The sequence below is a fragment of the Methylobacterium sp. Leaf118 genome (assembly GCF_920984675.1).
Classification (GTDB): Bacteria; Pseudomonadota; Alphaproteobacteria; order Rhizobiales; family Beijerinckiaceae; genus Methylobacterium.
Window position 1 is genome coordinate 19,824 of sequence record NZ_CAKLBV010000035.1, and the last position, 13,715, is coordinate 33,538.

The window sequence follows — 13,715 nt, forward strand, 5'->3', positions numbered from 1 at the left end:
TTAGGACGCGCTAAGAATCCGCTTACGGATTGGGGGTCGGTCGATCCCGTCTCGCGGCGGCGCGCGCAGAACGCGTGCCACGGTACCGGCCCGTTCCCACGACACTCTTTCTTCAGGCGATGCCCCGATGATGCGGGCGGCGTGCGACGAACGGATCGACCATGAAGGACAGGGCCTCCGCGATCGATCGGCAGGGGCGCGGTGGCTTGGGAGGCCCCTCCGGAGCGGGCGCGCCGTCGCTCGCGGGCGTACCCTTTTCGGAAGTCGCCTACGCAGCGTTCGGGCTCTTGGTCTATCTTGGCGTGCATGTCGGTCTCAACAGCACGGGCGGCGACGCCGAACCGACCGTCGACGGCATGGCGACGCTCAACCAAGCGATGGTGCTGCTCCTCGGCCTCGCCTTCGTGACCCGCCACCGGCTGATCTGCACGGCCGCCCTCGCCGATGTTCGGCCGTTCCTGCTGCTGTTGCTGCTCGCCGCGGCGTCCAGCCTCTGGTCGCAGGCGCCGGAGGCGTCCCTGCGGCGTTCGCTGACGCTGGCGACGCTGATGATGTTCGCCGTCTACGCCCATGCCGTCCTCGGAACCCTCCTAATCTGCCGCCTGCACGTGATAGTCACGGGGGTCGTGGCCTTCGCCAGCCTCGCCATGGCGGCGATTGTTCCGTCCTCGGGGTTCGATGTCGGCGGCTATGCCGGCGCGGTGCGCGGCGTCTTCTCACAGAAGAACAGCCTCGGCGACGCGATGGTCGTCGGCACGGTGGCGCTCAGCGGCCTCGTGCTGCACCGCCGCAGGGTCGTGGTGACCGACCTCGTCTGCCTCGCCATCGCGGCCGGCACTTGCATCCTCGCGCAGGCGACAACGTCGTTCCTGCTCTGCGGCGCCGTGGCCGTCATTACGGCCGTGATCCTGCTCCTCATCGATGCCAGCGCCCTCGCCGTGTTCGCCCTCATGACGGGACTGATGGCCGCCGTCCTCGCGCTCTGGATCGTCTGGGTCGTACCGGTCGACCTGTTCGAACTGCTCGGCAAGGATTCCTCGCTGACGGGGCGTACCGAGATTTGGGCCGCCGTTCGCCGGGCCATCGCGGACGGCTCCGTACTGGGGCACGGCTACTCGGCGTTCTGGCTTCCCGAAACGCCCACGGCACGCAACGTCTGGGCGGCGATCGGCTGGGTGACGCCGAGCGCCCATAGCGGATATCTGGAACTTCAGCTCGAACTTGGCCTGCCCGGCCTGCTGCTGGTGGCGGTGCTCGGCCTGACAACGCTGTGGGTCGTCGCCCGCGCCTGGGGGGCGGGACGCTGGGCCACGGCCGGCTGGGCCGTGATCGTCCTGACGACCATCGCGATCATCAACTACGACGAGTCCTCGCTGCCCCGGCCCGACATCCATCTCCTGCAATGGATTCTCGCCTTCGCGGCCTGCAGCGCAGGCGCGCGGACGGGCGAGATCGTGCTCGCCGGGCCGGTTCCTGGCGGATCGCCGAGGCAGCCGTGATGCGCGCGGCCGAACCGAACCGGAGCCCGGGATCGCTGCATCCCCCGGTCGCGCGCCTCGATGCCCTGACCACCCTGCGGTTCCCCGCCGCGGCGGGCGTCGTCGCGTATCACTACCAGAACGTCCTGCACTCGGCCGGGCCGGCGCCGTCGATCGGTTGGGCGGCCTACGGCGCGGTCACGTTCTTCTTCGTGCTCTCGGGATTCATCCTGACGCACAATTACCGATCTTTCGGGTTCGACCGGCCGGATGCGAGGCACGCCTTCTACCGCGCCCGGATCGCCCGGATCGTTCCGCTCTACCTCGTCTCCATCGGCCTCGCGTTGCCGTTCTTCGCGGCGCATTTGGCCAAACTCGCCCCCGTCCCGCCTCTGATGGCGGCATCCGGGCTGCTCACGCCGCTCGGGCTCCAGGCATGGCTGCCGGGCGCGGCCTGCGCGCTGAACTGCCCAGCCTGGTCTGTCTCCGCGGAGTTGACGTTCTACGCCCTGTTCCCGCTCCTGTTGCCGCCGCTGCTGCGCCGGCCCGGCCGAGGCGCCCTCGTCCTGCTCGTCGCGTGGTGCGCCATGGGCGTGGCCGCGAGCTTCGCATGGGACGCACGGGCCGCGGGCGCCTCGCTCCTCGCCCCTGAGCCGGCCGGCCCGGACGCCGTGCTCCTTGCGCAGTTCATCAAGTTCAATCCGCTGCTGCGGCTGCCGGAATTCCTGTTCGGAATTCTGCTCTACGCGGTGTGGCAGCGCTGGGCGGTGGCTCCGCTCGTGCTCCTTGCCCTCGCAGCGGGCATGGCGCTCGGGCTCGTGGCCGCCGCGCCGTCGATCCCCGAACCCTTGATGCACAACGGACTGACCGCCCTCGTCGCTGCGCCCCTGATCCTGTCGGCGGCGGCGATCCGCAGGGGGCCGCTCACGTGGCGGCCGCTGGTCTTCCTCGGCAAGATCTCGTTCGCGGGCTACCTCCTGCACGTTCCGGCCTCGGCGGCGATCCAGGCGCTCGACCGCATCGCCGCCGACGGCGCGCTCCGTGCGCATCCCTGGACCGTCATCGCGCTGGCCTGCGCCCTCACCCTCGCGGCCTCCACGCTGCTTCACCTGCGGCTGGAGGAGCCGGCCCGCCGCCTGATCCTGCGCGGCGCGACGCGGCCCACCTTCTTGGCCGGCCGGGAGAGGGCCTGACCCGATGCCGCCCGCCGCCGCCGTACACAGCGAACCGGCGCCGTCCCTTTGGCTGTCGCTCCAGCACCTGCGGGCGGTCGCCGCCCTGCTGGTCGTCGCCTATCACATGCACCATTCACTCCAGAAGCTCGGCTACGACGGCGGATGGCCGGACTGGACCCAGCGCGGCGTCGACGTGTTCTTCGTCATCAGCGGCGTCGTCATGTGGTTGACGACGCGCGGCCGGCCCATTGGCCCCCTGGCGTTCTACCGGCGCCGCATCCTGCGGATCGTGCCGCTCTACTACATCCTCACGACCCTCGTCGTCCTCACCCTGGTCGCCGTGCCGGCGGCCGTGCAGAGTGGCCGGTTCGACGGTCTTCACATTTTGGGCTCGTACCTGTTCTTGCCCGTCCAGCACCCGGTCCTCGGCACGCCGGTTCCGGCGCTGGTTCCGGGCTGGACCCTGAACTGCGAGATGGTGTTCTACGCCGTTTTCGGGCTCACGCTCTTACTGCGGGAAGGCCTGCGGATTCCTGCGACCCTGACGGTGCTGGCCCTGATCGTCCTCGCTGGCGCTCAGGCTCCCGCCGACAGCGCGGCGGCCGCTCTCTACGGTTCGAGCATCATGCTCGAATTCGGACTGGGCCTCGCTCTGGGCGCGTTCATCGGTGGCGGCAGGTCCCTGCCCGCGCCCTACGCCTGGGCCAGCCTCGGGCTCGGAACACTCGCCCTCGCCCTGGCGGTCGCCCCCGAGGCGCCGCGGTTCCTGACGGCCGGCCTTCCCGCCTGCGCGATCGTCGGCGGCGCGCTCTCGCTCGAGCGGCGAGGCCGCATGCCGACGCTGCCGCCGCTCCTCCTGCTCGGCGACGCGTCCTATGCCCTCTACCTGTCACACGGGATCGTGCTGTCGGCCTGCACCCAGTTCGCCCTCAGGGCCGGCCTAGGCCCATCGGCCGGGGCGAGCCTCGTGTTCGCTGTCGCCGGGCTGTGCGCGGTCACGGTGTCGGCTGTGGCTCTGTATCAGTGCGTCGAGCAGCCTTTGCTGCGTCGCATGGCTTCAGCACGTGCGGGTTGACTTGCCCGCCGTTCCGGCGACCAATCTTTGAATTATCGTAGGACGATGTTCAACCTCTCTGTGTTTGGAATTTCTCATACCAAATCCGCCATCCCGAAGGGATCAACCGGATTTGGTATGACGACTTTATACCAACCCTCTTCGATCGGAACTCTCGGGGTAGCCTCGGCGACCGAGGGGTGATTCTGTCTTCGGGTTTGGAGCCTGAGGAGGATGTCATGGCTGCTCCTGTGCTGCTGCGGCCGGACTTCGACGCCGAGGGCCTGCGCGCCTTGGCCAAGGGCGCGCGCGATCCCGCCCAGGCCCGCTGGCACACGACGAAGAAACGCGCGGTGCCCGCCAACATCACGCGGCTGCCGCTGCCGGCCCGCTCCCCCGACCTCAACCCGGTCGAGAACCTCTGGCAGTTCCTGCGCGACAACTGGCTCGGCAACCGCATCTTCAAATCCTACCCCGACATCCTCGATCACTGCTGCGACGCCTGGGACATCCTCATCGACCGACCCTGGCGCATCATGTCCATCGGACACCGAGACTGGGCACATGCGTGCTGATCAATGAGAATTGGTATTAGAGCGCTCTCCGCCGAAGTGGAACCCGGTTCGGCTGAAGAGAGCGCGACACAACAAAGACTGAGAGCCGTGCTCACGTTTCAACGTGATCGGGCACGGCTCTAGTTGCGCATGGAGCAACGCTGCCGAGACCTCGAAGCCGAGTCCGGCATCCTGCGTGACAACACACTCTTCCCGTGTTGGCCGCAGCAAACTCGGCCGAGCTGATCAAGCGAAAACGGTATGACGCTCACGGGACGAACCGTCCCACTCGCTCGTTGAGCTTGCGATCCCTTCCGAACGGCTCGGCAGATTTAGCCCGCTTCAGAAATCGGAGCGGGGCTTTTTCGTGTTTGATCTCGCATTACACGACAAAAAAATCAGCTTCCGTGAGCGCAGTCTTGTTATCGAGGACTGCAATCTTCACTTTCAGGCTACTGCCGGAGCCGTCGGCGTCGTAAAACAGTTCGCCAGTTGTCTGCTTGTAGAGAATGCGATCGTTCGCATCGACTGAGCTGATGCTGATGTTTTTGAACGCCGTCGCGTCGAGTTCCCCCGTCGCGAGGGTCGTGAAGATGCTCTTCGACAACTGGATCGTGTCCTCGGATGCGAAATCGGTGATGTGGTCGATGTTGCCCGTCCCCGGCCAGTTGGCGAAGACGAAGGTATCGGCGCCGCCCCGGCCCGTCAGCACATCGTTGCCCCAGCCGCCGTTCAGAACGTTGGTCCCGTTATGGCCGATCAGCGTCTGGTTGAGCGCGTTGCCGATCAGGGTGATCGCCCCGTCGCCGGCTGACGAGAGAACCCGCAATTCCTCGATCTCTTGGCCGGCGGCGAGGGTGTAGCTCACAGAAACCGCGACCGAGTCCCAACCTCCACCTTTGGCCTCGATGATCTGGTCGCCCGCATTGTCGACGATATAGGTGTCGCTGCCGATGCCACCGGTCAGGAGGTCGGCACCGGCTCCGCCATCGAGCCGATCTGCGCCTGCCCCGCCATCGAGCACGTTGACACCACCATTGCCCTTAAGGATCTGCGCGAACTCATTGCCGGTCAGGCTGACCGCGCGATCCCCCGCGATCCAGGCGACCCGCAATTCCTCGACTCCCTGGCCGGCAGCGAGGGTGTAGCTCACTGCCGTGGCGATGGTGTCCCGCCCACCGCCGATCGCCTCGGTCACTTGATCGCCGACATTGTCGACGAGATACACGTCGTTTCCGGCGCCCCCATCGAGATGGTCCGCGCCAGCGCCGCCATCGAGCCTGTCGGCGCCCCCGCCGCCGTAGATCGTATTGTCACGCGCGTCGCCGATCACGGTCTCGGGGTTCATGTCGCCGATCGTGATGACCACGTCCTGTTCGAACGCGTGGCCCGCTCCGTCGACGACGTTGACACGGATCGTTTCGGTCTGACGCTGCTCGTAGTCGAGTGAGAGCCCATCAGCGACGATGATCTAATCGTGGCGAACACCGCCGAGCTTGAAGCGACCGCCGTCGTCGTCCATCAGCATGTAGGTGAAGGCGGCGTTGCCCCCGCCGACCGCCAGGAGCGCGCCAACAACCGCGCCGTTCCTCGCGTTCTCGTTGACCGCCGCGTGGGAGAGCGAGATCGACGTCGGTCCCTGTGCGACCGCTGTCAGAACCACGTCGTTGCCGTCACCGCCCACATAGGAGATCTTCAGGGTCTGGCTGCCGAGCGTCGTCGTGGCGCCTTCGGCGAGGCCCGCAAACGTGCCATAGACGGCGCTCGCGCTGCGATTGTCGACGATCGTGAAGCTCTGGCCGGCCGTCGGCGTGAATCCGTTGATCAGGCTGAGGCCCAGCGTCGCGCCGTCGATCGAGACAAATCCGTGGTCGAGCACGACCGTCTGATCGTAGCCGCTGCCGGCCGCCGATCCGCCGATCTCCTCCTTGAAATGCGCGCCAGTCATGACGTTCAGCATGATGAAGGTGGACTGGCCGGCGGCGCCGTCGCCCGGCGACAGGACGCCGCCGGCCTCGACGAGCGCACTGCCGATCGATCCGCGCCCGCCGAGCGTCGCGCCGGCCTTCACGTCGACGGCCGAGTACGCGAGCGAACCGTCGACCAGCAGCGTGCCGCTCGTCACCGTGGTGGCGCCGACGTAGAGGTTGGCGCCTGCCAGGTTGACCGTCCCGGATCCCTCGATCGAAACCCCGGCAAACGGGATTCCAACGTAGGACAAGTAGAGCGGAAAGGCGTTTGGCTCGTGCTGCGCCACGTGGGCGAAACCCTCTGCGTATTTGGGATCGTAGAGGATCGTCGCGGATGCGGGGTCGGAAATGACGCCTGAGATCGTGGTGCGTTGTCCCGCCGTCTGGCCGGCGCCGAAGACCCGGATCTCGTTGGCCGCAAGCACGATGTCGCCCGGCCCTGTCCCGATCGTGGCGGGTCCACCGCCGGAGCCGGCGGCGACGTTCGTCAGCGTGACGTCGTTGCCATCCCCGCCACGGTACGAGATCCTGAAATAGTGCGTCCCGTCATTGGTGAAGCTCGAGCCCTCGGCGAGACCCGCGAACGTGCCGGAGATCGCCGCCGGTCCCCGGTTGTCGATGATCTTGAACGTATGGCCGAGCTCCGTCGGGGCGTCGGACGCCAGGACGAGCTGGAGCGTGGCGCCGCCCAGCGTTACGACGCCGGCGCCCGGACCGGTCCCATATCCCGCGCCCGTCACGACCGTCTGGTCGTAGCTGCTCGCGCCGATCTCTTGCGTGACGATCGCGCCGGACGCGAGCGCGAGCCCCGCCATCGTCAGCGTTCCGTAGCCGTTGCCGGGCGACAGGGTTCCACCCGCGTCGACCGTCACGAAGGCCGCCGAGCCGAGGCCGCCGAACGTCGCGCCGTTCTGCACGTCGATCGACGAAAACCGGATCGTCCCGTTGACCAGCAGCGTGCCGCTCATCACCACGGTCGGGCCGAAATAGGTTTCGAAGCCGGTCAGGACGACCGAGCCGAGGCCCTGGATCGAAACGCCGCCGGGGGCGAGGTGGGAACCGGGTCCGCCCGCGAAGGTCGTGATGTAGAAATCCGGGAGGGTGGACAGGCCCAAATTCTGGACTTGGGCCCATGCTTGGTCAGAAATGTGCTTGGAGACGACCGTCGTCTCACCTTCGGTCTGGTCGGCGCCGAATGCGCGGATCTCATCGGCTGCAAGTTTGATGTAGGTCGCGCCCGTCTCGCCCGTCCAACCCGGAAAGCCCGGCAAGTCCGGAAAGCTTGGCAAACTCGGAAAGCTTGGCAGGCCCGGAAAGCCGGGAAAGCCGGTTCCTCCGGTCCCCCCGGTCTCGTCGTTCGTCGCGGTGAGCACCGTCAGCAGCGTGCTGCCGTCGGTGTCCGCAACGACGCTGAAAGAGACGCCCGTCGAACGTCCCAGCGAGAATGTTTCGGTGGTGGCGCCGTCGGTCACCGCAAGGGTCGATCCGTCGACCGACCACGTCACCGAAGGCGAATAGGTCATCCACTGGAGGTCGATGGTGTCGCCGGCGTCGATGCCGGCGAGCGTGTTGCGGAACGCGACCGTCGCGCCAGCCGCGATCGCCTGGTCCAGCCGCAATTCGACGTTCGAGCCGGCGAAGCTGATGTCGCCGAATCCCGCCGACGCATTGGTGACGAGTTCGAGCGTTCCGGAGACGATCGTCGTGACTTGGCTATAGGTGTTCTGGCCTGCCAGGACGACGGTGCCCTGGCCGTCGATCCGCAGCGCGCCTGGTTCGACGACGGGCCCCTCGGGAATGCCGAGAGCGAGCTTGAGAAGGTTTACCGGAACGTCGGGAAGGATCGATTTGAGCGCGTTGAGGGTGACTTCGAAGATCCCGAAGGGATCATTGCTCGAGGTCAGCGCACGTTCTGCGGCGATATCGCCCGAAATCGTCGTCACCTCATCGGCGGCCTGGCCGCCGCCCAGCGTGATCGTCGTCCCCTCCCGCAGGAAGATCGAGCCGCCCTGGCCCTGGCCATCGCCGCCGCGGCTGCCGCCATGTCCTCCCGTCGCCGTCCCTCCGGCGAGCGTCCCGCCGGCGATGGTCAGCGTCCCGCCCTGCTGCACGAAGACGTCGCCGCCGGCCCCGAGACCGCCGCCGCCGCCGCCGATGCCGTCGGATATGCCGAGGTCGATGGAGCTGCCGGGATTCGCGGCTTTCATGGCGTGTTCGACGATGGCTAAGAGCTGGTTCGTAAAGTTGCTCACGCCGCCGCTGCCGGCGCCGTAGCCGCCTAGCCCTCCGAATGCCAAGAAATCGAAGCTGTTGCCGAAGCCCAGAGTAAAACCGATGGAGCCGCCGCCGCCTCCGAAACCGCCGGCTCCGCCAATGATGCCGCTGGCGCCGCCGAGGCCGAACCCGGCCTCACCTGGCAAAAGGAGATCCCCGAACGACGCGGCGGTCGGGGAGAGACCGATTACGGCCTCAAGAGAATCCGCCAATGCCTTGTCCTTAATTCGACACTCCGCAATGAGCCGGTCGTATCCAGGGAGGGCAGAGTAATTTAAGCCAAACATTTGACCGCCGGTTGCAAAATATTGCTCCGCGGTTGTGGGCAGTAATGACCGTATGGACCTGACAAAATCGAGGCTTCCGTCGATCGAATAGGTCCCATTTTCTTTCGTTGCCGAGGCGATCAGCCCCAGCACGTCGATGTCTGGGTGGGCCGCTTGATATTCGCTCAAGGTCAGGGGAGTGACCCCGGGACCGAAGTGTCCATTTCCGCCGACCGCGCTGTTGCCGGAAAACGCGACGTTCCGCGTGACGACGTCGGCGTCCGCCCCCACGAACAGGCCGCCGCCGAGACCCGCGTCGCCGCCGCCGCCGAACACGCCGTCGGCGCCCTTGGCGAGCATGTCGGCGAGCGTCAGGTTCTCGATCGTGACGCCACCGGACGTGACCGTCAGGCCGCGGAACGCGTCGGCGCCGTTCAAGGTCGCGCCGGCGCCATGGATCGTCAGCGTGTCGGCGCCGGAGAGCTTGATGGCGGCGAGATCGGCGGTCTCGGTCAGCGTCGCGCCCGCCGCGAGCGTGATGGAATAGTGCACGCCGCCGCCGCCCGAGGCGGCCGAGGACTGGTTGATGCCCGTGATGATCGTGGACAGCGTCGCGGCGTCCGACACGCCCGCATAGTCAGTGCCGATGACCACGTGCGTGTCGGCGTTCACGGGCGTCAGGCTCGTCGCGGTCTGGTCGGTGATCGTCAGCGTCGTCGCGGAAGGTTGGCCGGGCGTTCCGGGGCCCGCAAGCAGACGCAGCGCCTGAAGCTCGGCGGTCACCGCGGCGGCCGTCCCCTGCAGGGTGTAGACCGCGTGTCCGTCGACGATCGTCTTGGCCGAAAGCCCGCTGAACCCGTCGCCGTCCGCGAGCCCCGCATTCGGATCGCCGATCGTGATCGTCACATGATGCGTCGGCGCGCTGGCGTTCTCCTCGCCGATGACGACCGTCGAGAAAGGAGTGTACGAGGTCGAGCCTCGTTCGACGCTCGTGCTGTCAGCCATGCCCGTGATCGTCGAGACGACGCCGTTGACGACCTCGACGCCGCCAGCGCCGTCGCTCTGCACCGTCAGCGGCCCGGTCAGGGCGTTGAACAGCGTGAAGGTCTCGCTGAACTGCCCGCTCGTGACGACCAGAACGCCGTTCGAGACCGTCGCCGTGGCGGACGCCGAATAGGACAGCCCGGCGAGGTCGATCACGTCGCCGAAGCCGAAATCCGCCAGGGTGTTCCCGAAGGTCGCATGCGAGCCCAGGCTGAACGCCGACTGATTGAGCTGCAGGACCTGAACACCGTCGCCGAAGGTGATCGCGCCCGAACCGGCCGAGCTGTTCTGCCCGAGTTCGAGCGTGCCGGCGTCGAACGCGATCCCGCCTGAAAACGTGTTGGCGGCCGACAGCACGACCGTGCCCGCGCCCGTCAGATGGAGCGAGCCCGCGCCGGCTTCCGCGCCCGTCCCGCCCGACCCAGTCTGGTCGGCGACGACGCCGGAGAGGGTCAGCGTGTCGCCCGCGTCGGGGGCGAGCGTGATCGCCGTGTCGCCCTGGATGAAAATTCCGCTGCCGAGGCCGAGTGCCCCGTAGCCGCCCTGCACAACGCCGCCGGCGAGCGAGCCGCCGCGCACGACCAGCGTCGCGCCCTCCTGCACGAACACGGCGCCGCCCGCGCCAAGGCCGCCGCCGGCTGCGGCGAGAGCGTAATCGCCGTCTCCGGCGCCGAAGCCGCCCTGTCCGCCAGGGCCGCCATAGCCGCCGCCGCCGCCGAACCCGCCGTTGCCGCCCAAGGCGCGGAAATTGGTGAGGGTGGTTCCGCCACCGCCGCCGCCGCCGCCGAACCCGCCGTCGCCGCCGTTGCCCGCGGTGTACAGCCCCGAGCGGCCGCCGCCGCCGCCGCCGCCATAGCCACCGACGCCGCCGGTGACGTGATCCGCGCTGGCCTGACCGCCGACGCCGCCGCCGGTCCCGGCGACGCCCGAGCTGCCGTTGCCGCCGGAGCCGTAGGGAACCGCGACCGGAGCAGCGGCGGGGTCGGTGCGCGAATCCGCGCCGTCGTTGAGGAGACCAGCCGCGCCGGCGAGCCCGCCGCCGCCGCTGGCGCCCGAAAAGCCGCCTGCGCCGCCGATGGCGCTGGTTCCGACGAAATCGACGTTGTCGATCGTGACATGGGCGGCCGAAACGCCGCCGGCCGTGTTCGCGGCGACGAACAGGCCGCCGCCAAGGCCCGCGCCGCCTCCCCCGCCCCCGGGGCCGCCCGAGCCGCCCTGCGCGACCGTGTTGGCGATCGTCAGGTCCGAGATGGTGACGTCGCCGGAATAAACGAACAGGCCGCGCTGGTTATAGGAAGCGCCAACGGGGCTTTGCCCGTTCAGCGTCGCGCCATTGCCGAGGATCTCGAGCGTCACGCCGGCTTGCAGGTTGATCGCCGGCAGCGCGCTCGTCAGCGCGATATTGGCGTTGGCGGCGAGCGTGATCTGGAACGCGCCGCTGGTCTGCTGCGCGGCCAGCGCCAGCGCCTGGTTCAGCCCTTCGACCGTCGTGATCGGAGCGTTGGGATTCAGAATCGTCGCAGACATACACCCGACCCTATTCATTGGCGGGGCAAGCTCTGTGGCCGTCGACACGGGCCATCGCCCGCGTCGGTGCGCCTTCCACGATCACCCATTCGTTGGCGCACAAACCAACGCGCGAATATTGCTAAAAATGTATTCTCCGCGCGGTCAACGGAGCGGCTCGCCCGATCGCTGAAATTGAGACGGACGGTTCACAATCTGAGACGCCTTGCACAAGATGCATGATGACTCACAGAGCTTTCGATCTGCGGCGTCCTGATCGCGACCACCTTGCGCTCAGGGTGTCCGCTTGACCTCCGGCCAGCTCATTGCTTGGCTAGCCAACCAGACGGCTGGGACGTATCGCACAATGGGGCAACGGGCCCTCACGACGACAATGCGAACCGGGTAAGCGATGTCCGATCCAAGCCCGAAAGCCGGATCGCCGGCCCGTTTCAGCCTGAAGGTTACGCGCGGGGCGCCCAACGAGTTCGAGATGTGGCGGGCGGCTGTATCGCCGATGTTCGAGATCGCCCCGCTCTCAGCCGCGGAGGCCGCCGCCTTCGGCATGGACACGACGGGCTATTTCCTACCCGGCCTGGCGATCACGCGGACGACCTCGTCGGGCTGCGCGTTCGAACGCTCGCGATCGGTCATCGCGAGGAGTGGCATCGAGAACATCATGGTACAGGTCTATCTCGAGGGTGGATACGTCCTCGACGCGGAGGGCATCTGCTCCGAGATACACTCCGGCGATGTCGTGGCGATCGACCTGCGACGCGAATGCGTCATCCGCGCAGAGCCCTACGCCAACCTCGCGCTGACCGTGCAGCGCGACATGATCGCGCCGATGGTCATCGACATGGAGAAGCTCCATGGCCTGATCATCCGGAACGGTGAGTCCCGCAACGCATTGCTAAAGTCCCACATGCTGATGCTGCACGCCGAGGCCCCAAATATCGGCGTCGCGGAGCAGTCCGCAGTCGTACAGGGGACCGCAGCGCTTCTGGCCGCCTGCCTCGGGCCATCGCTCGCGTCGCGCGAGATCGCACCCTCGACCGAGCCGCTCTCAACACTCCAATTGATTCGTCGGGCGATCGACAGTCGCCTCAGCGACGTTGAACTGGGGCCGGTGTCGCTCGCCAAGCAGTTCGGCCTCTCGCGCGCCTCGGTATACCGGTTGTTCGAGCCACTCGGCGGCATCCGGGCGTACATTCAACAACGGCGCTTGATGCACGCCTATCAGCTCCTCACCAACCCTTCGCACGTTGACGAGCAGATCAGCGCGATCGCGCGGCAGGTCGGCTTCGCACAGAGCACCGCCTTCAGCCGCGCCTTCCGCAGCCTCTACAAAATGACGCCCAGCGACGTTCGGGCGGTTGCGCAATCAGGCTTCATCTCGGCGCATGACGAGCCGCGCTCCGGCGATGCATCGTTCTGGATGCTCAACCGTTGGCTGCTTGGCCTCGACGCAAACGGTCGATGATCGGAAGCAGGCAGCAACGCGAAAATTTGAGTTGGCATGGTTATACCAAAGTGATCGACGACAACTTGAAGATACCAGTCAACATGATCCTGCGCAGCGACCGGCAATCGAGTGGGGCCGGTTCTTTCAGTCAATCGCAACTTGACCTAACCCCATCCGGTGGATCAGGAACTATGTTATGGTCTGCAGCAGCTTGAGGCGGTTGACCTGCCCCTCGTCCTGCCCGCTGCTCCAGGACAGGCGAGGCCCGGCGCGAACGGCAGCCCCGTCCTGAGCAAGGCTGGCGGCGAAGCTCTCAGCCACCGTCACGCCGCAAGCCCGGCGTAAAACGCCTTCGCGATCGTCATCGGCCGAGCTCTTCAGCGGAAATGGGACGCTCGCGCCGATCCATCGATTCGCGTTCGGGCCCGGAGTGCGTCGGGTTCATCCATTTGCGCGAGTTCAGCCCTGCCACCACCGCGTGAATGCGGACGAGATTGACCGCCGGGCGGATCGCCCGACTTTCTGCAGCCAGCTGCCACGTGGCTTCGCATCGGGCTGCCGCGAACAGGTGCGCCTCCGGTGGGGGCGCAGGCTCTGCCGCGTAGGCCGCGAGCGCCGCCGCATCGGCGATCCGATAGCCGTGCTCGTCGCGCAGACGCGCGAAGATCCGCTTGGCCGTGTGCCGTTGCTTGATGGGGCGATCCGGTCCGCCTCCAGGATCGCATCGATCGCCGGCAGCAAGGGCCCCAGCTTCGGCTTCTCGATCGGCCTGGTGCGGGTGTAGCCCAGCGGCAACGAGAACCGGCACAGCTTGGCCATCGTCTCGCGGCTCAGCCCGAACACCCGGACTGCCTCACGACGGGAGTTGCCATCGTTGAATACGAACTGCCGAACCGCCGCGTAGACTTCCACGGCAAGCACCCCGGGGC

The 13,715-nt window shown here is 67.1% G+C and carries 6 protein-coding genes and 2 pseudogenes; 5 read left to right on the forward strand and 3 right to left on the reverse strand.

Going from position 1 to position 13,715, the window contains the following annotated elements; all coding sequences use genetic code 11:
* The first annotated feature begins 161 nt into the window (after positions 1-161).
* The 4 genes and pseudogenes from LW587_RS15150 to LW587_RS15165 form a co-directional block, all read left to right on the forward strand.
* On the forward strand, positions 162-1,499 hold the full coding sequence (locus LW587_RS15150) for an O-antigen ligase family protein (RefSeq protein WP_232630424.1): 1,338 nt from the start codon (positions 162-164) through the stop codon (positions 1,497-1,499).
* Positions 1,499-2,671: an acyltransferase family protein gene (locus LW587_RS15155; RefSeq protein WP_232630425.1), complete on the forward strand. Its 1,173-nt coding sequence runs from the start codon at positions 1,499-1,501 to the stop codon at positions 2,669-2,671. The genes LW587_RS15150 and LW587_RS15155 overlap by 1 nt, the downstream gene beginning before the upstream one ends.
* 4 nt (positions 2,672-2,675) lie before the next feature.
* Positions 2,676-3,728, forward strand: coding sequence for an acyltransferase family protein (locus tag LW587_RS15160; RefSeq protein WP_232630426.1), 1,053 nt, complete (start codon positions 2,676-2,678; stop codon positions 3,726-3,728).
* A 254-nt stretch (positions 3,729-3,982) separates the two neighbouring features.
* Positions 3,983-4,282 (forward strand): annotated as a pseudogene (locus LW587_RS15165) (transposase); the annotation flags it as partial.
* Between the two features lie 361 nt (positions 4,283-4,643).
* On the opposite strand, the gene LW587_RS15170 reads toward LW587_RS15165, so the two are convergent.
* Together LW587_RS15170 and LW587_RS15175 are read right to left on the reverse strand one after the other, a co-directional pair.
* On the reverse strand, positions 4,644-5,630 hold the full coding sequence (locus tag LW587_RS15170) for a calcium-binding protein (RefSeq protein ID WP_232630427.1): 987 nt from the start codon (positions 5,628-5,630) through the stop codon (positions 4,644-4,646).
* 102 nt (positions 5,631-5,732) lie between these two features.
* Positions 5,733-11,342, reverse strand: a complete 5,610-nt coding sequence (locus tag LW587_RS15175) for an autotransporter-associated beta strand repeat-containing protein (protein ID WP_232630428.1) — start codon at positions 11,340-11,342, stop codon at positions 5,733-5,735.
* Between the two features lie 391 nt (positions 11,343-11,733).
* On the opposite strand from LW587_RS15175, the gene LW587_RS15180 reads away from it, so the two are divergent.
* Complete coding sequence (locus LW587_RS15180; RefSeq protein WP_232630429.1) at positions 11,734-12,804, forward strand: helix-turn-helix domain-containing protein; 1,071 nt, start codon at positions 11,734-11,736, stop codon at positions 12,802-12,804.
* 616 nt (positions 12,805-13,420) lie between these two features.
* On the opposite strand, the pseudogene LW587_RS15185 reads toward LW587_RS15180, so the two are convergent.
* Positions 13,421-13,707, reverse strand: a pseudogene (locus tag LW587_RS15185) (IS21 family transposase); the annotation flags it as partial.
* Between the last annotated feature and the right edge of the window lie 8 nt (positions 13,708-13,715).